The sequence below is a fragment of the Kitasatospora sp. GAS204B genome (assembly GCF_029892155.1).
Taxonomy (GTDB): Bacteria; Actinomycetota; Actinomycetes; order Streptomycetales; family Streptomycetaceae; genus Kitasatospora.
Window position 1 is genome coordinate 312,162 of the sequence record NZ_JARZAG010000002.1, and the last position, 20,609, is coordinate 332,770.

Consider the following 20,609-nt stretch of genomic DNA (forward strand, 5'->3'; position numbering starts at 1 on the left):
GCGGCGGACAGCCGAAGAGGCCGGCCCCCACGAGGGGGACCGGCCTCTTCGGCTGTGCTTCGGATCAGGCTGTACGTCAGATCAGGCCGTGCGTCGAATCAGTAGACCGGCTTCTCGGGCTCGATCTGGTTGACCCAGCCGATCACGCCGCCGCCCAGGTGGACGGAGTTGGCGAAGCCCGCCGCCTTGAGCACGGCCAGCACCTCGGCCGAGCGGACCCCGGTCTTGCAGTGCAGCACGATCTTCCTGTCCTGCGGCAGCTTCTCCAGCGCGTTCCCCATCAGGAACTCGTTCTTGGGGATGAGCACCGCGCCCGGGATGCTGACGATCTCGTACTCGTTCTGCTCGCGGACGTCGATCAGCAGGATGTCCTCGTGGTTGTCCTGCATCTCCTTGAGCTGCTTGGCCGTGATGGTCGAGCCGAGCGCGGCCTCCTGGGCCTCCTCCGAGATCGCCCCGCAGAACGCCTCGTAGTCGATGAGCTCGGTGACCGTCGGGTTCTCGCCGCAGAGCGCGCAGTCGGGGTCCTTGCGGACCTTGACCTGGCGGTAGTTCATCTCCAGGGCGTCGTAGATCATCAGCCGGCCGACCAGTGGCTCGCCGACTCCGGTCAGCAGCTTGATCGCCTCGGTGACCTGGATCGAGCCGATCGAGGCGCACAGCACCCCGAGCACGCCGCCCTCGGCGCAGGACGGGACCATGCCCGGCGGCGGCGCCTCCGGGTAGAGGCAGCGGTAGCACGGGCCGTGCTCGGCCCAGAAGACGCTGGCCTGGCCGTCGAACCGGTAGATCGAGCCCCAGACGTACGGCTTGCCGAGCAGCACCGCGGCGTCGTTCACCAGGTACCGGGTGGCGAAGTTGTCGGTGCCGTCGACGATCAGGTCGTAGCCGGAGAAGATCTCCATCACGTTGTCGTTGTCCAGGCGCTCGTCGTGCAGGATCACCTTGACGTACGGGTTGATCTCCTGCACCGAGTCCCGCGCCGACTCGCCCTTGGAGCGGCCGATGTCGGACTGACCGTGAATGATCTGCCGCTGCAGGTTCGACTCGTCGACGGTGTCGAACTCGACGATGCCGAGCGTGCCCACACCGGCCGCGGCCAGGTACATCAGCGCCGGGGAGCCGAGGCCGCCGGCGCCCACGCAGAGCACCTTGGCGTTCTTCAGCCGCTTCTGCCCGGCCATCCCGACGTCCGGGATGATCAGGTGGCGGGAGTACCGGCGGACCTCGTCTACGGTGAGCTCGGCGGCCGGCTCGACCAGGGGTGGCAGCGACACGGGGACTCCGATGGTCGTCTATACGGTCTTTCCTTCGACCAACAGTGTCATGCCGGTGCGGTATTCCGAGACAGCAGGTCCGGCAGGTGAGACAGCCACCGCCGGATGCTGGGCACCGGCCCCGCGGCGCGCCCGGCCGGCCCGGCTACACCCGGCAGGCGGTCTCCAGCCAGACATCGCCCAGCGACTCCTCCAGTGGGGTCTGGGCCCGCCAGCCGAGCCGCTCGCGCGCGGTGCGGACATCGGCCTGCCGCCAGGGCACCGGCTCGACCACCGGACGCGGCTCGGGGGGCGCGAGCACGGCGGCGCCGGAGAGCAGTGGCTCCGCGGCGGCCTGCGCGGGCAGCGCCACCGTGCGGATCTCCTCGCTCAGCGCGCCCTCGAATCCCGCCGCCCGCACCAGCAGTTCCGCCGCCTCACGAGCCCGGACGGCGTGCCCGCTGCCGATGTTGATCACCCCGGTGGCGGCCGAGACCGCCGCCGCCAGCACCGCGTGCGCCACGTCGCGGACATCGACGAAATCCCGGAACGGGGACAGGTCCGGCATCCGGACCTGGCTCTCCTGTTGCTCCAGGGCCCGGCGCAGCCCTTCGGCGAGCCGGCCGAAGAGCGAGGCGGCCGGCGTGCCGGGGCCGACCACGTCGAAGACCCGCAGCACCGCCGCGTCCAGCCCGGAGGAGAGCACCAGCTCGGTGCCGGCCAGCTTGGACACCCCGTACGGGCCGACCGGCCGCGGCTCGGCGCTCTCCGCGACCGGCGCGCCGACGGGCACCGAGCCGTACTCGGCGGCCGAGCCGATGTGCACCAGCCGGGCCGGTTCCCGACTGCGCCGGATCGCCTCGCAGACGGTCGCCACGGCGAGCGCGTTGGCTCGCACCAGGGCCCGCGAGGTCCCGTAGGTGGCACCGGCGCAGTTGACCACCACCTGTGGCGCCACCGCGTCCAGGAACCGGGCCAGCGCTCCGGGGCTCCCGGCCGCCAGGTCGAACCTGATGTCGGCCGAATCCCGCCGCCCGAGCACCGTGACCTGCAGGTCGCGATCCACCAGCAGCCGATCGGCGACCCGACGGCCGATGTAGCCGCCGGCACCCAGCAGCAGCACCCTCATCCCAGACTCCTGACCATTGCCTTCGATTGATTGACGTGGTTCCCGAGCCGGCGGCCCCGCACCGCCGCACCGCACCGCCGCCTCACCGGTGCGCCTGCGGGCGGCCGAGCGCCACCCACGCGTACGGCAGCAGCACCACGGCCGCCGTGCCGGTGGCCAGCGTCGTCAGCGCGCCCGGGGCCGCCGCCCAGCCGGCCGGCAGCAGGCCGCAGGACCGCACCGCCGACAGGCCCGCGCCGAGCCCGTCGGCGGTGAGTAAGCCGGCCAGCGCGACGCTCTGCCGACCGCAGCGGCGCAGCGCGGCGGCGACCGCGATCAGCAGGCCGAGCGAGGCCTGGGCCACCCACTGGGTGGGGCCGGCCCGGTGGATCACGGCCTGCAGCAGCCCGCCGGCGGCCGGGCCCGGGCGCGGGGCGATCGCGGTGAGCACCGCGAGCGCGGTGAAGCTGGTCAGCGCGAGCACCGCCAGGTGCAGCCCGAGGGCCACCGGCAGCACCGGACGCATCCGGGCCCGGAACTGCGCGAGCGTGCCGACCGTGCGCAGCTGGACCTGGCCCGCGTGCCGCACCCAGCGGGCCGCCCGGTCGGCGGCACCGCAGGCCGCCCAGGCCGCGAGCACCAGCGCCGCCGCCGTACCGACCTGCGACGGGCCGCTCGAGCCGGCCGACCCCGCCGCCGGGCCCGGTCTCCCGGCCGCGGCGCCGAGCACGGTGACCAGCGGCAGCAGCAGCGCTCCGAGCAGCGCGCCCCGGGCCCAGCAGCGGTGGCGCCACCCGGAGGCGCGCTGCGGCGCCAGCGGCCCGGCCACGGTCGGGGTGCCGGGCGGCGGCTCGTCGTCCGCGGGCTTGCGCGGCACCCGGGCGTAGAGCTCCTCGGCGAGCGAGAAGACGTCCGCGTGTCGGTAGCGCCGGGCCGCGGCGGACCCCAGGCCGGCCTCCTCCAGCACGGCGGCGATCTCCCACGGGTGGGTGGCCCGCTCGCACAACTCCCGGTGCTCCGCCAGCAGTTCCCGTACCGGGTCGGCCCCGCCCCCGCCCATCAGTGCGCCCGCGCCATCGTGTCGGCCGCCGTGCCGGCCACCCAGAATTCGGCCGGCCGCGCGAACGGCCGCGGCAGCGCGCCGAAGCGGCGCTCGGCGGCCGGGAAGGCCGGCCAGCGGGAGACCAGCTCCAGGTAGATCTCCCGGAACGCGGCCACCACCGGCTCCACCGCGAAACGCTCCTGCGCCCGCAACCGCCCGGCCAGCCCCAGCCGGGCCCGCCGCTCCCCGTCGCCGAGCAGCGCCAGGCAGGCGACGCCCAGCGCCGCCGGATCGCCCGGCGGCACCAGCAGCCCGGTCGGCCCGACCACCTCACGGGTCACCCCGACATCGGTGGCGATCAGCGCCCGCCCGCTGAGCATCGCCGAGACCAGTGCCCCGGGACCTCGCCGGGCCCGTGCGGAGAACACCGCCACCGTCCCGTCCGCCCAGTCGCCGGCAGCCTCCCCTGCTGCACCCTGGAAGACCGCGGCGTCCCCCAGCCGCAGCCGCCGGGCCAGCTCCGCGCAGTGCTCGCGGTACCCGGCCACCCCTTCGGGGCCGCGCAGCAGCAGCCGCGCCTGCGGCGACTCGGCGCGCACTTGGGCGAAGGCGTGCAGCATCAGCTCCGGATCGCCGGCCGGCTCCAGCCGCCCGGTCCAGAGCAGCGTGGGCCGGGTCGGCTCGGCACCGGCCGCCGGGCGGTCCACCGCCGCCGTACCCCGGTAGACCACCCGGATCCGCTCCTGGGAGGCCCCGCAGCGCAACTGCCAGTCGCGGTCGTAGGAGCTGCCGGGGGTGAGCAGCGCGGCCTGCCGGTAGGTCTCCACGGTCAGCAGCCGGAAGAAGGAGAGCAGCAGCGCCCGCACCGGCCAGCGGTAGGGCGCCTGCCGGTAGCCCAGGTACTGCTCGCGCAGGTGCAGGCCGTGCTCGGTCAGCACGAAGGGGACCCCGTGCAGCCGCTTGGCCACCAGCGCGGGCAGCGCGGCGGGCCCACCGCCGACCACATGGCACAGGTCGGCGCCGCCCAGGCCGCCGGGCCCGGTGCCGTACCAGTCGGCCGCGAGCGGGCGCAGGCACTGCTCGAGCAGGTCCCCGGCGACCAACACATCACGCAGCAGCGGCTGCCCGGCGGCGGTGTCGGCGCCGGGTGCGGTCCAGACCCGCTCCAGCACCTGGTGTGCGTGCTCGGAGGCCAGGAACGCGGGCAACGCGCCGTCCTGCTGGGCCAGTTCGGCCAACGCGTGCAGGCCTGCCGCGAAGCCGGCCCGCTCGCGCGGCAGGACCAGGGCTCTGACCAGGTCCTCGTAGGCGCGGGCATAGTGCCGGCGGCGGATCGCACCCGGCCCGCGCCCCCCGCGCGGCGGGCCGCCGAGCACCAGCGTGCGCACTCCGGGCTGCGGCTCGGCCGCGTCGGCCTCGGCCTCGGCCTCGGCCTCGGGCAGCAGCAGAAAGCGCTCGAACTCGTGCTCCGGCAGCCCGGCGGTGAGCCGCTCGCACCAGCCGGCGGCACGCTGGGCAGGCGGGCGGGCACCCTCGGTGAGCAGGGCAATGCGCATGACGACCTCCGATGGCAGAACTGTGAACGCGGTGGACGCGGCCGGACCCGCTGTTGCGGCACCAGGGACACCCCGACCCTGACGGCCGGTCAGAACGGCGGGAGCACCCGCCCTTGAGTCACGTTCGGGGCGCCCCCGCGCCCCCACCGCACGACCAACCCCCACGGCCGCGCCACCGGGCGATCACCCGGCCCCGACGGGGCAACCCCCGCCCACTGCTCACTTCAAACACACCCTCGGGCGCCCGCCCCGGCTCACCGGCGGCCACGCCCCCCACATCTGTTCGGTCCGACACCACGAAGGTAGAGCGCACTGCCCGCCGGACGACGCTCAGCGGCCCGCCTGCCACCTGAACGAGTGAACGTCCGTAACCTCATTCGGCCCCTGACGTTCGGTCAGCCCGTCACCTCACGCAGCAACTCCCTTACCGCCCGCCCCACCTGCGCCGGGTGCTCCATCATCGCCACGTGCCCGGACTCCGGCAGCACCAGCAGCCGGGCGTCCTGGAAGGCGGCGCAGGCCCGGGCCGCCGAGCGGTACGAGACGAGCTTGTCGCGCAGCCCGTACACCAGCAGCACCGGCGCCTCGACCCGCCGGGCCTGCCGCCACAGCGCCTGGTCGCCGCGCTCGGTGTAGGCCGAGACGATCCCGCGCGCCGAGCCGACCAGCACCTGCATCGCGTACGGCAGCCCCAGCCGCCGCCGGTACTCGGCCACCGCCGACTCGCGGCGCTCGACCGGGATCTCCCGCGCGTTGCCGTAGACCAGGTCGAGCAGCCCGTCGGTGGCCTGCTCCACGCTGCGCCCGTCCGCCGGGATCCGCCGCAGCAGCCTGGGCACGCCGGGCACCGCCAGCGCGGCGGTGGGCAGCGCGGTGTGCTGCGGTGGCAGTTCGGGCAGCGCGGGCGAGATCAGGGTCAGGCTGAGCACCAGGTCGGGACGGAGCGCGGCCAGCCGCACCGCCACCGCGCCGCCGAGCGAGTTGCCGAACAGGTGCACGGGGCCGCGCCTGCTCGCCTCCAGGTAGCCGATCACCGCCCGCATGTGCCCGGAGACCGAGAGGTTGCCGTCCACCGGCGGCGGCGACCAGCCGAAGCCCGGCAGGTCCAGCGCCTCACCACGGACCACCCCGACCAGCTCGTCCATCAGCTCGGTCCAGTTGTCCGAGGAGCCGCCGAGCCCGTGCACGAAGAGGGCCTCGGGCAGGCCGGCCGAGGCGTCCGCGGTCGGCCCGGTCACCGAGAGCAGCGCGCCCGGCACCTCGACGGTCCGAGTCGCCCAGCGGTCGGCCGGCCGCGGATCCGCGCCGCCGTCGCCGCCCGACCACCGCTGTGCCCCGGCCCGTTCCCGCTGCTCAGTGCTCATGGGAGAAGATGGTAGTGAGACTCTGGCGCCCACCGGGGCCGCGCGCCGTATTGTGGGCTCTCGACAACCCGAGAGCAGCAGTTTTCCCTGCACAGGCAGGCGCGCACCGGGTTACCCGAAAGTAGAATCACTCCCCATTGCCCGAGCACCACCGCCAGCCAGAAGTGAGGAGCGCCGTGACGGCCATCCAGGAGGCCCAGGACCGCCCACGCGGCGCCCGGCTGCCGCGTAGCGCCCGCCGCGAGCAGTTGCTCGGAGCCGCGCAGGAGGTGTTCGTCGCACAGGGCTACCACGCCGCCGCGATGGACGACATCGCCGAGCGCGCCGGGGTCAGCAAGCCGGTGCTCTACCAGCACTTCCCCGGCAAGCTGGAGCTCTACCTCGCGCTGCTCGACAAGCACTGCGACGCGCTGGTCGAGTCCACCCGCAACGCGCTGGACGCCACCACCGACAACAAGCAGCGGGTCGCGGCCACCATGCAGGCCTACTTCGACTACGTGGCCAGCGAGTCCGGCTCGTTCCGGCTGGTCTTCGAGTCCGACCTGACCAACGAGCCGGCCGTGCGCGAGCGGGTCGACCGGGCCGCCGACGTGAGCGCCACCCTGGTCAGCAAGGTGATCGCGGAGGACACCGACCTGCCCGAGGCGGAGGCCAAGCTGCTGGCCGCCGGCGTCTGCGGACTGGCCCAGATCACCGCCCGCTACTGGCTCTCGCAGGGTCGCGAGATCCCGCGCGAGGAGGCCGTGCGGCTGGTCGCCAGCCTGGCCTGGCGCGGCCTCAAGGGGTTCCCGATGCACCCGGGCGAAGGCGGCCAGCCGCCGGTCGCGGGCTGATCGGCCAACTGATCCACCTGGCAGCCGTGCCGTTGCTCTAAGGTGAAGCCGTACGGCACGGCAGCCGAGGACTCCGGTTCGGACGACCCGGCGATCGTGCGTGGCTGGCATGAACCCCGGAGGGACGGAAGCCGTGGAGGTCAAGATCGGCGTGCAGAATGCGCCGCGAGAGATCGTCATCGAGAGCCCGCAGACCGCTGATGAGGTGGAGAACGCGGTCGCCAAGGCGCTGGACGGCACTTCGAAGCTCTTCTCGCTGACCGACGAGCACGGCCGCCGCATCATCGTCCCGGCCGAGCGGTTGGCGTACGTCGAGATCGGCGAGCAGGCCGCGCGCAAGGTCGGCTTCGGCACCATCTGAGCGACCGGCACAGCGGACAGCTGAGGGCTTCACCACACTGCCCGCCACTCCCTTGGGGAGTGGCGGGCAGTGTGATTGGATCAGCGCAGCCGGGGGTATGGGTGGGCCACTGCGGTCCCCCCACCGCGATCCGCCCCAAGTCCTTCCCCCGGAGGCCGCCGTGCCGCTGCCCGTCGAAGCCGTCGTCTTCGCGCTGATCGGCCTGCTGGCCGGGGCTGTGGCCCTCTTCGCGGTCCCGGAGTACTTCCCGATGGCGCGCGGCCTGACCATCGGCACCGCACTGGTCTCCGCCCTCCTCAGCGGTCTGGTCTCGCGCTTCACCCTGGCCGGGGACCTGGCGGAGACACTGGCGGCGACGGTGATCTGCACCGCGCTGCTCACCTCGGTGCTGGCCCGCCCCGACCTGGCCGCCCGGCGCGGCAGCCACCGGCGCCGGCGGCACGCCGCGTAGCTCCGGAGAGCGGCCAGGGCCTGCGGAGCGGCCCTAGGAGGCCAGCCCGAGCGCGCTCATCCGCTTGGTGTGCGCCTCGGTGATCCGGTTGAACATCTTGCCGACCTCGACCAGGTCGAACCCGCGCACCTCGGCGCCGCCGACCAGCAGGTTCGAGAGTGCGTCGCGCTCGGCCACCACCCGCTGCGCCTGGCTGAGCGCCTCGCCCATCAGCCGCCGGCCCCAGAGCGCGAGCCGGCCGCCGACCCGCGGGTTCTCCTCGATCGCCTGCCGCACCTTGTCCACCGCGAACTGCGCGTGCCCCGTGTCGCTCATCACCCCCAGCACCAGGTCCCGGGTGTCGTCGTCCAGCCGGACCGCCACCTCGCGGTAGAAGTCGGTCGCGATCGAGTCGCCGACGTACGCCTTGACCAGGCCTTCCAGCCAGTCCGAGGGCGCGGTGACCCGGTGGAAGTTCTCCAGCGGCTCGACGAACGGGGTCATCGACTCGGTCGGGTCGGCGCCGATCTCGGCCAGCCGGTCGTGCAGCAGCTGGTAGTGCGCGAACTCGGCCGAGGCCATCCGGGCCAGCGCGGCCTTGTCGGCCAGTCCGGGGGCGAGCTTGGCGTCGTCGGCGAGCCGCTCGAACGCGCTCAGCTCGCCGTAGGCCAGTGCGCCCAGCAGGTCGAGCACCGCGGCGCGGTAGTCGGGGTCCGCCGAGCAGGTCGTCCAGTCACCGATCGAGCCGACCTGGCCGGCCTCGCCTTGAGTCTCCATAGACCCAAACTCTAGACCGCCGCGCGGGGCGCACCGAGCGCTGGTCAGCGGCCATGTCAGACGCGTCACGTGTTCGAGTCGGCGGCTGACGGTACAGTGGTGCAGAGACCCGTATACCCGCACGGTGCGCAAGCCGCGCGGGTTCGCCTCGTCCGGAGGATTCCGGCACGCGGCGCCCGGGGACTCACGTACGCGGATGCCCGGTCGGAGACCCGATCGGCTCCGACCTTGGCTTGGACCCCAAGCCAGGCACCGCATCAGTGGCCGAGCGAGGGCCGCCGCGGACCGCGCCGCAGGGCGCTGGTCCCGCGCCGGACCCCTCACGGGACCTTTCCCCGCGCCACGGGACGCCGCGGCCCAGCCAGGGCCGGCCTCCCGGACGCCGCAGGGACCGGCGCGGTCGTGCACGACCTCGCGAGCTCGCGACCAGGCCCACCGGGCCGGGACGCGGCCGCGCGGCTGCCCGCCGTCCTCTCGCCCTCGGCCCGCCACACGGAAGAGGCAGCACCCTGTCCACCACGACCGAACCCACGAAGACCACGTTCCGCGAACTCGGCATCCTCCCGGAGACCGCCGAGGCGCTCGAAGCGGTCGGCATCGTCCACCCGTTCCCGATCCAGGAGATGACCCTCCCGGTCGCGCTGACCGGGCACGACGTCATCGGCCAGGCCAAGACCGGCACCGGGAAGACCCTGGGCTTCGGCCTGCCGCTGATCGAGCGCGCCATCGTGCGCGCCGACGTCGACGCCGGCCGCGCCACCGAGGCGCAGCTCTGCGACAGCCCGCAGGCGCTGATCGTGGTCCCCACCCGCGAGCTGTGCACCCAGGTCACCAACGACCTGCAGACGGCCGGCAAGGTCCGCAACGTCCGCGTGCTGGCCATCTACGGTGGCCGGGCCTACGAGCCGCAGGTGGAGGCGCTGAAGAAGGGCGTCGACATCGTGGTCGGCACCCCGGGCCGCCTGCTCGACCTGGCCGGGCAGAAGAAGCTCGACCTCTCCAAGGTCCGCGCGCTGGTGCTGGACGAGGCCGACGAGATGCTCGACCTGGGCTTCCTGCCCGACGTCGAGAAGATCATCACCATGCTGCCCGCCAAGCGGCAGACCCTGCTCTTCTCGGCCACCATGCCGGGACAGGTGATCAGCCTGGCCCGCCGCTACATGAGCCAGCCGACCCACATCCGCGCCGCCGCGCCGGACGACAGCGGCCACACCGTGGCCAACACCACCCAGCACATCTTCCGGGCGCACTCGCTCGACAAGGTCGAGCTGGTCTCGCGCATCCTGCAGGCCGACGGCCGCGGCCTGGCGATGATCTTCTGCCGCACCAAGCGGACCGCGGCGGACGTCTCCGACCAGCTGACGCAGCGCGGCTTCGCGGCCGGCGCCGTGCACGGCGACCTCGGCCAGGGCGCGCGCGAGCAGGCCCTGCGGGCGTTCCGCAGCGGCAAGGTCGACGTGCTCGTCTGCACCGACGTCGCGGCCCGCGGCATCGACGTCGAGGGTGTCACGCACGTCGTCAACTACCAGTGCCCCGAAGACGAGAAGACCTACCTGCACCGGATCGGCCGCACCGGCCGGGCCGGTGCCTCGGGCACCGCGGTCACGCTGGTGGACTGGGACGACATCCCGCGCTGGCAGCTCATCAACAAGGCGCTGGAGCTGGGCTTCGGCGAGCCGGAGGAGACCTACTCGACGTCTCCGCACCTGTACGAGCTGCTGAACATCGCGCCGGGCACCAAGGGCGTGCTGCCGCGGGCCGAACGGACCCGGGCCGGACTGGCCGCCGAGGAGGTCGAGGACCTCGGCGAGACCGGCGGCCGCGGCTCGCGCACCGGCGGCCGGGGCGAGCGCCCGCGCGGCGGGCGCGGCGGCTCGGACCGCCCCGAGCGGACCGAGCGCAACGACCGCACGGACCGCTCCGGCGGGCGGCGCGGCGGAGCGGGCGAGCAGCAGCAGCAGGCGAGCGAGGAGCGGCCGGCCCGCGCACCGCGCAACCGGCGGCGCACCCGCGGCGGTTCCACGCTGAACGGTGCGGCCGAGGGGGCGGCCACGCCGCTGACGTCAGCCGCCGAGACCACTGCCGTGGCGCAGGGGCCGGCGTCGCCCGCGGGTCCCGCGGCGGACGGCGACAGCACGGCGCCACGGCGTCGTCGACGTCGCTCGCGCGGCAACGCTTCGGGCGAGGCCGCACCGGTGCGGGCCGCGGTCGAGGCTCCGGTCGAGACCGCGGCACCGGTTGCCGAGGCGCCGGCCGCGGTCGTCGAGGCGCCGGTGGCCGCTGCGGTGCTGCCGAGCCAGCCGGCCGCGCCGGCTGCGGAGAGCACCGCTCCGGTGGCGAAGAAGGCCACCCGGACCCGCAAGACGGCGGCCAAGAAGGCCGTCGCCGAGCCGGTCGCCGCCGAGGCTGCGGCCGAGGTCGCGGCTGCGGCCCCGGTCGAGGTCGCGGTCTCGGTCGAGGTCGAGCAGCCGGTCAAGAAGGCGGCCGCGAAGAAGACGGCCACCCGGAAGACGGCGGCCAAGAAGACCGTGGCCGAGCCGGTCGCCGCCGAGGTCGCGCCCGCCGAGGAGGCCCCGGCCGCCGAGGAGGTCAAGCCCCGCAAGCGCGCCACCAAGAAGGCCACCGCCGAAGCGGTCGCCCCCGAGGTCGCGCCCACCGAGGACGCCCCGGCCGCCAAGCCGCGCAAGCGCACCACCAAAAAGGTCACCACCGAGGAGGCCCCGGCCGCCGAGGAGACCAAGCCGCGCAAGCGCGCCACCAAGAAGGTCACCACCGAGGAGGCCCCGGCCGCCGAGGAGACCAAGCCCCGCAAGCGCACCACCAAGAAGGCCACCGCCGAAGCGGTCGCCACCGAGGTCGCGCCCACCGAGGACGCCCCCGCCGCGGTGAAGAAGGCGACCACCCGGAAGACGGCGGCCAAGAAGGCCGTCGCCAAGGCCCCGGCCGCCGAGGTCGCGGAGGTCGCGGAATCCGCCGAGGCGGTCCCCGCCCCGCGCCGTCGCACCCGGAAGGCCGCCGCTCCGGCGACCGACTGACGCGGCACCACCTGACGCGGTGTCGGGGCGGGCGGGCCGGCTGGCCCGCCCGCCCCGCGCGTTTCCGGCCGACGGGCGACGCCCTATGCTCGGGACGGCTCCGCCGCCCGGCCGACCCAGGAGGACCTCGCGATGAGCACGCCGCCCTTCCTCGACCTGCCCGCCTGCGCCGCCGCCGTGCGGTTGGCCACCACGCGTGGGGAGTTCGCCGTGTTGCGGGCCGAGCCGGCCGGGCCGGTGCGCGGCACGGTGCTGCTGGTGCCCGGGTTCACCGGCAGCAAGGAGGACTTCATCGGGCTGCTCGAACCCTTCTCCGACGCGGGCTTCCGAGCCGTCGGCTACGACCAGCGCGGCCAGTACGAGACCGGCGGGCCGGCCGACCAGGACGCCTACGCGCTGCCCGAGCTGGCCCTCGACCTGCTGGCGGTCACCGAGTCGCTGACCGCCGAGGGCGCCGGCCTGCCGCACCTGCTCGGGCACTCCTTCGGCGGCATGGTGGCGCGCGAGGCCGTGCTGGCCGCGCCGGCCCCGCTGCCGTGGGCCTCGCTGGTGCTGCTCTCCACCGGGCCCGGTCCGCTCGATCCGCCGGAGGCGGACCGGACCAGGATGCTGATGGACGCCCTGCCCGTGTGGGACCTGGAGACCATCTGGCAGGTCAAGCAGCAGATGGCGGCCGGCGAGGACGACTCCACCGAGGAACTGGCGCCCGAACTCTCCGAGTTCCTGCACCGGCGCTGGCTGGCCAACGTCCCGCAGGCGCTGCTGGCCATGGGCGAGCGGCTGGTCGGCCAGGCCGACCGCACCGACGAGCTGGCCGCGGTCCCGCTGCCCAAGCTCTACGTCTCCGGCGAGGCCGACTACGCCTGGCCCGTCGAGGAGCAGGCGCGCACCGCCGAGCGGCTGGGCAGCCGGCACGTCGTGGTGCCCGGCGCCGGGCACTCCCCGAACGCCGAGCAGCCGGACCGCACCGCAGCCGAGCTGCTCGCCTTCTGGTCCTCCGTCACCACCGGCTGAGCCCACCCCCGCCGGACACCACCCGGACCCGGGCGCCACGGCGCTCGAGCGGAAGTCATGGGTCAAAAATCCTTAGTTACGGTAATATTTGATTCAGACCGGGAATGAATGCCCCCGCCCGCGCGGTTGATCCACGACGGATGCCAGGCGAAACAACGACTTCATCAGCGGGCAACCCCGGGGCAAACACCCGGCATCACGCTGGCGGACAGGGCTCACCGCCCGTCCGCCGACCCGGCAGGGAGACCGGCAGCGAGGGGGACCCGATGACACCGACCGCCGTACCGCGACCGATGAGCACCACCCCACCACCGTCTCGGCAGCCGTCGAGGCCAGGAAAGGAGACGCCCATGCGCTTCGAGATCCTCCGACTGGACGACCCGCAGAGCTCCACCACCGATCGGCTGATCGCCGACGCGGAGACCGTCCGCCGCCTGGTGGAGGACGCCGCCCGCACCGGCGAGCGCCTCTACATCCGCCCGTGCCAGAGCACCTGACCCCGCACCGGCCGCCCGCCCCGGCCGTTCGGATTCCTGACGCCCCGTCATCGATCGTTCGATGACGGGGCGTCGGCGCTCTTGCCCGGCGCTCGCCGCACCCTGGCGCGCCCCGGTCGACGTTTGCCGTCGAGCGGCGCGGGACATCCGCTAGCGGGGGCCGCCGCCCCGGCTCGCCCGTCCAGGACACCCGGATGTGCAAGCCGACGCCCTCCGTACGGGTGATCGTCCTTGACGCGGCGGACCGGAGGGAGGAGCGTTGGCTGTCATGAGGGGCGAGCCGAGTTGCCCGAGGTGCGGCGGTCGGGTGCGTGCCCCCGGGCTCTTCTCCGACACCTGGCAGTGCGACACGCACGGAGCAGTCCATCCGATGCAACCGGTGCTGCCGCCGAGCGTGGAGGCGCTGGGCGTCGCGGTGGCCCGCTCCCAGGTGCCGGTCTGGCTGCCCTGGCCGCTACCGGTCAACTGGCTGTACACCGGCATCGGTCATGCCGGAGACGACGTGTCGGGCGCCCGCGCCACCGCCGTCGCCTGCTCGGGGCCCGCGCCGCTCGGCGGCTTCGGCGAGCTGGTCCTGGTGGCCGAGGAGCTGGGCGTCGGCCTCGGCGCGCGCTATGCCGGGCTGCCCGGCCCCGATCCGGGCGACGCCATCTCGCTGCACAAACCCGCCGACACCAAGCTGATGGCGGCCGGGCGCCCCACCCCGATGTGGCACGTCCAGGGTGTCCCCGACAACCGCGCGGTCTACGTCGGCGAGGCGCTGGGCCTCTGGCTCTGGGCGATCGCCTGGCCCGAGCAGTCCGCGCTGCTGATGTACGACGAGCTGGTCATCACCGATCTGCGGGACGCCGGCGCCGAGCTGGACCTGCTGCCCTGCGGAGCCCTCTCGCCGAGGCTGCTGGGCTGAGCCGCGGCTCGCCCAGCCACTGCGGCCGGCCCTCCGGTCGGCCCGTCCGATCAGCCGTTCCGGTCGACCGGTCACGCTGGCTATTCTGGGCTGCTCCAGTCCGTCGGCACCTTGGAGTCCGCCCGTGCGCATCGACCTGCACGCCCACAGCAACGCCTCCGACGGGACCGACACCCCGGCCGAGCTGGTGGCCGCGGCCGTCGCGGCCGGACTCGACGTGGTCGCGCTGACCGACCACGACACCATCTCCGGCTACCCGGCGGCGATCGCGGCCGTCCAGGCGCTGCCCGCCGGCCGGCGGCTGACCCTGGTGCCGGGCGCCGAACTCTCCTGCCGGGTCGACGGGATCAGCATGCACCTGCTGGCCTACCTGTTCGACCCCGAGGAGCCCGCCTTCGCCCAGGAGCGCGAGCTGACCCGCACCGACCGGTTCCGGCGCGCCCGGCTGGTGGTCGAGCGCTGCCAGGAGCTGGGCGCACCGATCACCTGGGAGCAGGTCGAGCGGATCGCCCAGGCAGGCTCGGTGGGCCGGCCGCACATCGCCAGCGCGCTGGTCGAGGCCGGCGTGGTGGCCACCGTCTCGGACGCCTTCAGCTCCGACTGGCTGGCCGACCGCGGCCGGGCCGACGTGCCGAAGCACGAGACCGACCCGTTCGAGGCGGTCAAGCTGGTCCGGGCGGCCGGCGGGGTGCCGGTCTTCGCCCACCCCGGCGCCGTCAAGCGCGGCCGCACCGTCTCCGACCAGGTGATCGGCGAGCTCGCGGCAGCCGGGCTCGGCGGCCTGGAGGTGGACCACATCGACCACGACGAGCCGACCCGGGCCCGGCTGCGCGCGCTGGCCGCCGAGCTCGGCCTGTTCACCACCGGATCCAGCGACTACCACGGCTCGCGCAAGACGGTGCGGCTCGGCGAGTTCACCACCGCGCCGCAGGACTACCAGGCGCTGCTCGACCAGGCCACCGGCGCCCGGCCGATCGTCGGCTGACGGCCGGTCAGTCCAGCGCCACCGCACGCCGCAGCGGGTCCCGCAGGTCGGTACCGCGCTCCAGCCAGCGCTCCTGCAGCGCGGTGGCGCCGTGCACCCGCTTGTGGGCCGCCTCGTTGGGCGTCATCGGCAGCAGCGGCAGGAAGCGCACCGGGTCGGCCGGCTCGTCCAGCTCGAGGTCCGCGACGAGGCCGCCGCTCTCGGCCGCCAGCACCGAGGTGAACGGCGCGCCCTCCCAGAGCGGCTCGCCGAGGTCGAGCGAGCTGCCTGGCGCCACCACCAGGCCCTCCACCTGCGGCGTCGCGGCGAAGGTGGCGAGCGCGCGGAGCACGTCGTCGCGCGGACCGCGCAGGGTCAGCAGCAGCTCGGCGCGGGGACCGCGGACCGGGTCGGTCAGCGTCGCGGTGGGGTCGGCCATCGGCGCCGCCGCCATGCCGAGCGTGGCGTAACGCACCAGTCCCTCGGCGTCCGGGCCGAACCGCAGCAGCTCGATCCGCTCGGCGCCCAGGAAGGTGATCGCGGCCCGGCCGCTCGGCTCGCCGAAGGTGGTGAGCAGTCGTGCCTCGACGGCGGCCAGCACCTCCTCGCGGGTCGGCCCCGCAGGGCCGTGCGGCTGGCTCGGGTCGCCGAAGAGCGGGAAGTCATGGGCCATACCCGCGAGCGTACCGCTCGGTAGCGTCGGCTCGGCCTCGGTGGCCGCGCTCTCAGCGACGCCCGCCGCGCACCACCAGGGCCAGCCCCAGCAGGATCAGCAGGACCGCCGGGTAGGCGGCCGCCGCCGGCCGCTGGCCGAGCCAGACGGCGGCGATCAGTGCCGCGCCCGGGGTCTCCAGCAGGATCGCGGTGGAGGTGACCGAGGGCCCCAGGGTGCGCACCACCCGGTTGCTGAGCGAGTGGCCGAGCAGCTGGGCGGCGACCATCAGCAGCGCGATCTGGCCCCAGGCGCCGGCCGGCCAACCGCCCAGGCGGACGCCGCCGACCAGGCAGACCACCAGCAGCACCAGGGCCGTGGTCGTGTAGCAGACCAGGGTGTAGGCGGTGGTGCTGACGGTCCGTCGGACCTCGGCGCCCAGCAGCAGGTAGCCCGCCGCCGCCAGCCCGGCGCCGAGCGCCAGCGCGTCGCCCAGCAGCGCCCGTGAGGAGAGCGACAGGTCGACCCCGGTGAGCACCAGGACGCCGCCGAAGGCCACGCTCATGCCCAGCCAGACCAGCCGGGGCGGCCGGATCCCGGTGATCCGCAGCAGCAGGATGGTCCACAGCGGGGTGGTGGTGACCAGCGCCGTGGAGGAGGCCACCGAGGTCATCCGCAGGCTGGGCATCCAGAGCGCGAAGTGCGCCGCGAGCAGCACCCCGGCGGCCATCGCCAGCAGCAGCGCGCGGCGGCCGATCGCGCGCAGCTCCGCGCGGTGGCGCAGCAGGGCGTACGGGCCGAGCACGCCCACCGACATGAGGTTGCGCCAGCAGGCGATGGCGAGCGCCGGCGCGGCGGTGGCGCTGATCAGCGGCGCGGAGAGCGAGATGCCCGCGATCGAGACCGCGAGCAGCAGCAGGTCCGCCCTCGGCAGCCGGGGCGCGGCGGTGGACGACACCGACGTCGGCGCGGAGGCGGTCCGGTCGAGCAGTCGGTCAGCCACGGCGCTTGCGCCGCCCGAACACCAGCTTCGGCAGCCCGGCCGGGATCGGCTGCCGGGTGGTGACCGTGCTGGGCAGCGGGGCGGCGGCGTGCGAGTCCTGCGGCATGGCGCCGGGACGCTCGGTCAGCGGGCCGCTCGGCTCCAGCCGCAGCACCCGGCATTCGCGGGCCCAGCGCTCGCCGATGGTGTCGGTGTCGGGCGCGTTCAGCCGCTTGCCCTTGAGCTCGTCGACCGCACCCTGCCAGGCCTGGCCGCGCGGCTCGGTGACGACCACCCGGACCGCGAAGGAGACCAGTCGGCCCCCCTTGTCCTTGCTGCGGACGGTCACCTCGGCGCCGGCTCCGGCGGTCAGGCCGTGCAGCGGCTGCTCGCCCCCGTCGCCGACCAGGACGACGGCCCCGTCGTGCCAGGCGTGCCAGACCGGGCGACGCTCGGCCGAACCCTCGGCCCGCACCCAGAGCAGGCCGGACTTCTTCACGGCCTCCTCCAGCAGTGCACGGTCCAGGAAGTCGTCAGCGGTCGCAGTCGTTCCGTCCATGCCGCACAGGGTACGGGGCGCGCCGCACGCCGTGGTCAGCGGTGCTGGACGCGCTGGACGGGTTAAGAAGGCGTTTGGATACCCTGACGTCCAAAGACGAGCGAGAGGACCTCGATGGCAGGGCAGAGCAGCCGGGTCTTCATCTCCCACCTCGCCGGGGTCGCGGTGTTCGACCCGAACGGCGACCAGGTCGGCCGGATCCGGGACGTGGTCGTCGCACTGCGGATCGGCGGGCGCCCACCGCGAGTGCTGGGCCTGGTGGTCGAGGTGGTCGGGCGGCGGCGGATCTTCCTGCCGATGACCCGCGTGACCAGCCTGGAGTCGGGCCAGGTGCTGACCACCGGTGTGATCAACATGCGCCGGTTCGAGCAGCGCCCGACCGAGACCCTGGTGCTGGCCGAGTTGCTCGACCGCCGGGTCACCGAGACCGCCTCCGGCGCCGAGGCGACCGTGCTGGACGTGGCGATGGTGCAGACCCGGCTGCGCGAGTGGGAGATCAGCAAGGTCTTCGTGCAGCGCGGCCGCAGCAGCCGGCTGCGCAAGAACCGCGGCGAGGCGCTGACCCTGGACTGGGCCGCCGTCACCGGTTTCACCCTGGCCGAGGAGGGCCAGGGCGCGGCCAACCTGCTGGCCACCTTCGAGCAGCTGCGCCCGGCCGACCTGGCCGGCGTGCTGCACCACCTCTCGGCCAAGCGCCGCGCCGAGGTGGCCGCCGCGCTGGACGACGAGCGGCTCGCGGACGTGCTGGAGGAACTGCCCGAGGACGACCAGGTGGAGATCCTCGGCAAGCTCCAGGCCGAGCGGGCCGCCGACGTGCTGGAGGCGATGGATCCGGACGACGCCGCCGACCTGCTCTCCGAGCTGCCCGGCGACGAGGCCGAGCGGCTGCTCCAGCTGATGGAACCGGAGGAGGCCGCCCCGTTGCGCCGGCTGCTCACCTACCAGGAGGACACGGCCGGCGGTCTGATGACCACCGAGCCGATCATCCTGGAGCCGGACGCCACGGTGGCCGAGGCGCTGGCCCGGGTGCGGATCTCGGACCACAAGCCGGCCCTGGCCGCCCAGGTCTACGTCTGCCGGCCGCCGAACGAGACCCCGACCGGCAAGTACCTGGGCACGGTGCACTTCCAGCGCCTGCTGCGCGAGCCGCCCTACACGCTGGTCGGCTCGATCGTGGACGGCGACCTGGACCCGCTGCCGCCGGACACCCCGCTGCCACTGGTCACCAGCTTCCTGGCCGCCTACAACCTGGTGGCGGCCCCGGTGGTGGACGAGGCGGACCACCTGCTGGGCGCCGTCACGGTCGACGACGTCCTGGACCACCTGCTGCCCGAGGACTGGCGCGAGGCCGCGCTGCACGGCGGCGGGGAGCACCACGACAACGAGGACGGAAGAGAGGCGCCCGGTGGACAGTGACCGCAAGCAGCGCTCGGGCGCTCGCGACGAGCCCGCCCGACAGCAGCGCCTCCAGGGCGAGTTGCGCGACCTGCGGCAGCTGCGCGAGCTGCGGGCCCGCGAGGGCAGCCGGACCCAGACCGTGCACGGCACCTCGGTGCGCTCCCGGCTCGACCAGCCGCGCACCGCACGACCGGGCTTCTTCAGCCTGCCCGCCTACGACCCGGAGGCCTTCGGCAAGCTCTCCGAACGGATCGCGCGCTTCCTGGGCACCGGGCGGTTCATCGTCTGGATGACGGTGGTGATCATCATCTGGGTGCTCTGGAACACGCTGCTGCCGGGGTCGGCCCGGTTCGACAGCTACCCGTTCATCTTCCTGACCCTGGTGCTGTCGCTGCAGGCCTCCTACGCCGCGCCGCTGATCCTGCTCGCGCAGAACCGCCAGGACGACCGGGACCGGGTCAACATGGAACAGGACCGGGCCCGCAGCGACCGCAACATCGCCGACACCGAGTACCTGGCCCGCGAGGTCGCCGCGCTGCGCCAGGGCCTGGGCGAGGTGGCCACCCGGGACTTCATCCGCTCCGAACTGCAGAGCCTGCTCAAGGAGCTGGAGGAGCGGCAGGGCGGTTCCGAGGTGGCCTGACCGGCTGTGATCACCAGCACGCTACCGGTCAGTCAGTGGGCCCGCGGCCGAGCCGTACCATCAAGGCATGGCCAATGAGACAGAGGTGGCGACCGGCGTGACGGAGGAGTCCGTCCGCGAGGCGCTGTCGACCGTGCAGGACCCGGAGATCAACCGCCCGATCACCGACCTCGGCATGGTGAAATCGGTGCAGCTCGCGGGCGGCACGGTGCGGGTCGCGGTCTACCTGACCGTCTCCGGCTGCCCGATGCGCGAGACGATCACCGACCGGGTGAAGACCGCGGTCGGCCGGGTCCCCGGGGTCGACACGGTCGAGGTCGAGCTCGACGTGATGAGCGAGGAGCAGCGCAAGGAGCTCTCCCAGCTGCTGCGCGGCGGCGCCCCCGAGCGCGAGATCCCGTTCGCCAAGCCCGGCACGCTGACCCGGGTCTACGCGGTGGCCTCCGGCAAGGGCGGGGTCGGCAAGTCCTCGGTCACCGTCAACCTGGCCGCCGCGCTGGCCGCCCAGGGCCAGAAGGTCGCCGTGGTGGACGCCGACATCTACGGCCACAGCGTGCCGCGGATGCTGGGCGTCGAGGGGCGCCCGACCCAGGTCCAGGACATGATCATGCCGCCGTCGGCGCACGGCGTGAAGGTCATCTCGATCGGCATGTTCACCCCGGGCAACGCCCCCGTGGTCTGGCGCGGCCCGATGCTGCACCGCGCGCTGCAGCAGTTCCTGGCCGACGTCTACTGGGGCGACCTGGACGTGCTGCTGCTCGACCTGCCGCCGGGCACCGGCGACATCGCGATCTCGGTGGCCCAGCTGGTGCCGAACGCCGAGATCCTGATCGTCACCACCCCGCAGATGGCCGCCGCCGAGGTGGCCGAGCGGGCCGGCACGATCGCGCTGCAGACCCACCAGAAGATCGTCGGCGTGATCGAGAACATGTCCGGCATGCCCTGCCCGCACTGCGACGAGATCGTCGACGTGTTCGGCACCGGCGGCGGCCAGATCGTCGCCGAGGCGCTCACCCGGGCCACCGGCGCCACCGTCCCGGTGCTCGGCAGCATCCCGATCGACGTCCGCCTGCGCGAGGGCGGCGACGACGGCAACCCGGTCGTCCTGGCCGCCCCCGACTCCCCCGCCGGCGCCGCGCTGCGCGCGGTGGCCGACAAGCTCGGCGGCCGCCAGCGCGGCCTGTCGGGCCTCTCGCTCGGGCTGACCCCGAAGAACAAGTTCTGACCCGGT

Annotated in this window: 20 protein-coding genes; 11 read left to right on the forward strand and 9 right to left on the reverse strand. The window is 74.1% G+C overall.

All coding sequences use genetic code 11. The features are described 5' to 3' along the window. Nucleotides 1-98: 98 nt before the first annotated feature. The 5 genes from moeZ to P3T41_RS04015 form a co-directional block, all read right to left on the reverse strand. Nucleotides 99-1,277: an adenylyltransferase/sulfurtransferase MoeZ gene (gene moeZ, locus P3T41_RS03995; RefSeq protein WP_280687667.1), complete on the reverse strand. Its 1,179-nt coding sequence runs from the start codon at nucleotides 1,275-1,277 to the stop codon at nucleotides 99-101. A 145-nt stretch (nucleotides 1,278-1,422) separates the two neighbouring features. Then, nucleotides 1,423-2,385 carry an NAD(P)-dependent oxidoreductase gene (locus tag P3T41_RS04000; protein ID WP_280687669.1) on the reverse strand — a complete coding sequence of 321 codons (963 nt, stop codon included), beginning with the start codon at nucleotides 2,383-2,385 and terminating at the stop codon, nucleotides 1,423-1,425. A gap of 82 nt (nucleotides 2,386-2,467) precedes the next feature. After that, nucleotides 2,468-3,424: a hypothetical protein gene (locus tag P3T41_RS04005; RefSeq protein ID WP_280687671.1), complete on the reverse strand. Its 957-nt coding sequence runs from the start codon at nucleotides 3,422-3,424 to the stop codon at nucleotides 2,468-2,470. Further along, nucleotides 3,424-4,962: a DUF3492 domain-containing protein gene (locus tag P3T41_RS04010; RefSeq protein ID WP_280687673.1), complete on the reverse strand. Its 1,539-nt coding sequence runs from the start codon at nucleotides 4,960-4,962 to the stop codon at nucleotides 3,424-3,426. Before P3T41_RS04010 ends, P3T41_RS04005 begins: the two co-directional genes overlap by 1 nt. A 395-nt stretch (nucleotides 4,963-5,357) precedes the next feature. Further along, the gene (locus P3T41_RS04015) at nucleotides 5,358-6,326 is read right to left on the reverse strand and encodes an alpha/beta hydrolase (RefSeq protein WP_280687675.1); all 969 of its coding nucleotides are present in this window, start codon (nucleotides 6,324-6,326) and stop codon (nucleotides 5,358-5,360) included. Between the two features lie 176 nt (nucleotides 6,327-6,502). On the opposite strand from P3T41_RS04015, the gene P3T41_RS04020 reads away from it, so the two are divergent. From P3T41_RS04020 to P3T41_RS04030, 3 genes are all read left to right on the forward strand, one after another. Continuing rightward, complete coding sequence (locus P3T41_RS04020; protein ID WP_280687677.1) at nucleotides 6,503-7,159, forward strand: TetR/AcrR family transcriptional regulator; 657 nt, start codon at nucleotides 6,503-6,505, stop codon at nucleotides 7,157-7,159. Between the two features lie 133 nt (nucleotides 7,160-7,292). Continuing rightward, a complete protein-coding gene (locus tag P3T41_RS04025; protein ID WP_280687678.1) occupies nucleotides 7,293-7,520 on the forward strand; it encodes a DUF3107 domain-containing protein in 228 nt (75 codons plus the stop codon). A 160-nt stretch (nucleotides 7,521-7,680) separates the two neighbouring features. Then, nucleotides 7,681-7,971 (forward strand): hypothetical protein, encoded by a 291-nt coding sequence (locus tag P3T41_RS04030; RefSeq protein WP_280687679.1) that lies wholly within the window; start codon nucleotides 7,681-7,683, stop codon nucleotides 7,969-7,971. Between the two features lie 33 nt (nucleotides 7,972-8,004). Here P3T41_RS04030 and P3T41_RS04035 read toward each other — a convergent pair whose 3' ends face one another. Further along, nucleotides 8,005-8,727, reverse strand: coding sequence for a ferritin-like fold-containing protein (locus P3T41_RS04035; RefSeq protein WP_280687681.1), 723 nt, complete (start codon nucleotides 8,725-8,727; stop codon nucleotides 8,005-8,007). Nucleotides 8,728-9,350: 623 nt separating this feature from the next. Between P3T41_RS04035 and P3T41_RS04040 the strand changes: the two genes are divergently transcribed. From P3T41_RS04040 to P3T41_RS04060, 5 genes are all read left to right on the forward strand, one after another. After that, entirely contained in the window at nucleotides 9,351-11,762 is a 2,412-nt protein-coding gene (locus P3T41_RS04040) for a DEAD/DEAH box helicase (RefSeq protein ID WP_280687683.1), read from the forward strand. Between the two features lie 132 nt (nucleotides 11,763-11,894). After that, nucleotides 11,895-12,776, forward strand: coding sequence for an alpha/beta hydrolase (locus P3T41_RS04045; RefSeq protein WP_280687685.1), 882 nt, complete (start codon nucleotides 11,895-11,897; stop codon nucleotides 12,774-12,776). A gap of 350 nt (nucleotides 12,777-13,126) precedes the next feature. After that, nucleotides 13,127-13,273, forward strand: a complete 147-nt coding sequence (locus P3T41_RS04050; RefSeq protein WP_280687687.1) for a hypothetical protein — start codon at nucleotides 13,127-13,129, stop codon at nucleotides 13,271-13,273. 268 nt (nucleotides 13,274-13,541) lie between these two features. Beyond that, nucleotides 13,542-14,180 (forward strand): DUF6758 family protein, encoded by a 639-nt coding sequence (locus P3T41_RS04055; RefSeq protein WP_280687689.1) that lies wholly within the window; start codon nucleotides 13,542-13,544, stop codon nucleotides 14,178-14,180. A 124-nt stretch (nucleotides 14,181-14,304) separates the two neighbouring features. Further along, entirely contained in the window at nucleotides 14,305-15,165 is an 861-nt protein-coding gene (locus P3T41_RS04060; RefSeq protein ID WP_280687690.1) for a PHP domain-containing protein, read from the forward strand. Between the two features lie 7 nt (nucleotides 15,166-15,172). On the opposite strand, the gene P3T41_RS04065 is transcribed toward P3T41_RS04060, so the two are convergent. Genes P3T41_RS04065 through P3T41_RS04075 form a run of 3 tightly spaced genes read right to left on the reverse strand, consistent with a single transcriptional unit; the run spans nucleotide 15,173 to nucleotide 17,337 of the window. Next, nucleotides 15,173-15,817: a suppressor of fused domain protein gene (locus tag P3T41_RS04065; RefSeq protein WP_280687692.1), complete on the reverse strand. Its 645-nt coding sequence runs from the start codon at nucleotides 15,815-15,817 to the stop codon at nucleotides 15,173-15,175. Nucleotides 15,818-15,869: 52 nt separating this feature from the next. Then, nucleotides 15,870-16,754 carry a DMT family transporter gene (locus tag P3T41_RS04070; RefSeq protein ID WP_280688028.1) on the reverse strand — a complete coding sequence of 295 codons (885 nt, stop codon included), beginning with the start codon at nucleotides 16,752-16,754 and terminating at the stop codon, nucleotides 15,870-15,872. A 37-nt stretch (nucleotides 16,755-16,791) separates the two neighbouring features. After that, entirely contained in the window at nucleotides 16,792-17,337 is a 546-nt protein-coding gene (locus tag P3T41_RS04075) for a hypothetical protein (RefSeq protein ID WP_280687694.1), read from the reverse strand. 114 nt (nucleotides 17,338-17,451) lie between these two features. Between P3T41_RS04075 and P3T41_RS04080 the strand changes: the two genes are divergently transcribed. The 3 genes from P3T41_RS04080 to P3T41_RS04090 all read left to right on the forward strand — a co-directional run bounded on the left by P3T41_RS04080 (nucleotide 17,452) and on the right by P3T41_RS04090 (nucleotide 20,603). Next, on the forward strand, nucleotides 17,452-18,753 hold the full coding sequence (locus P3T41_RS04080; RefSeq protein ID WP_280687696.1) for a CBS domain-containing protein: 1,302 nt from the start codon (nucleotides 17,452-17,454) through the stop codon (nucleotides 18,751-18,753). A gap of 88 nt (nucleotides 18,754-18,841) precedes the next feature. After that, nucleotides 18,842-19,378 (forward strand): DUF1003 domain-containing protein, encoded by a 537-nt coding sequence (locus P3T41_RS04085; RefSeq protein ID WP_280688031.1) that lies wholly within the window; start codon nucleotides 18,842-18,844, stop codon nucleotides 19,376-19,378. 67 nt (nucleotides 19,379-19,445) lie between these two features. After that, nucleotides 19,446-20,603 carry an Mrp/NBP35 family ATP-binding protein gene (locus tag P3T41_RS04090; protein ID WP_280687698.1) on the forward strand — a complete coding sequence of 386 codons (1,158 nt, stop codon included), beginning with the start codon at nucleotides 19,446-19,448 and terminating at the stop codon, nucleotides 20,601-20,603. The last annotated feature ends 6 nt before the right edge of the window (nucleotides 20,604-20,609 follow it).

Bases quoted from the DNA above. Each gene is read 5' to 3' on its own strand.
- P3T41_RS04065 (WP_280687692.1), bottom strand. From the start codon at position 15,817: ATGGCCCATGACTTCCCGCTCTTCGGCGACCCGAGCCAGCCGCACGGC.
- P3T41_RS04045 (WP_280687685.1), top strand. From the start codon at position 11,895: ATGAGCACGCCGCCCTTCCTCGACCTGCCCGCCTGCGCCGCCGCCGTG.
- P3T41_RS04075 (WP_280687694.1), bottom strand. From the start codon at position 17,337: ATGGACGGAACGACTGCGACCGCTGACGACTTCCTGGACCGTGCACTG.
- P3T41_RS04090 (WP_280687698.1), top strand. From the start codon at position 19,446: ATGGCCAATGAGACAGAGGTGGCGACCGGCGTGACGGAGGAGTCCGTC.
- P3T41_RS04055 (WP_280687689.1), top strand. From the start codon at position 13,542: ATGAGGGGCGAGCCGAGTTGCCCGAGGTGCGGCGGTCGGGTGCGTGCC.
- P3T41_RS04050 (WP_280687687.1), top strand. From the start codon at position 13,127: ATGCGCTTCGAGATCCTCCGACTGGACGACCCGCAGAGCTCCACCACC.
- P3T41_RS04015 (WP_280687675.1), bottom strand. From the start codon at position 6,326: ATGAGCACTGAGCAGCGGGAACGGGCCGGGGCACAGCGGTGGTCGGGC.
- P3T41_RS04010 (WP_280687673.1), bottom strand. From the start codon at position 4,962: ATGCGCATTGCCCTGCTCACCGAGGGTGCCCGCCCGCCTGCCCAGCGT.
- P3T41_RS04005 (WP_280687671.1), bottom strand. From the start codon at position 3,424: ATGGGCGGGGGCGGGGCCGACCCGGTACGGGAACTGCTGGCGGAGCAC.
- P3T41_RS04035 (WP_280687681.1), bottom strand. From the start codon at position 8,727: ATGGAGACTCAAGGCGAGGCCGGCCAGGTCGGCTCGATCGGTGACTGG.
- P3T41_RS04080 (WP_280687696.1), top strand. From the start codon at position 17,452: ATGGCAGGGCAGAGCAGCCGGGTCTTCATCTCCCACCTCGCCGGGGTC.
- P3T41_RS04040 (WP_280687683.1), top strand. From the start codon at position 9,351: ATGACCCTCCCGGTCGCGCTGACCGGGCACGACGTCATCGGCCAGGCC.
- P3T41_RS04000 (WP_280687669.1), bottom strand. From the start codon at position 2,385: ATGAGGGTGCTGCTGCTGGGTGCCGGCGGCTACATCGGCCGTCGGGTC.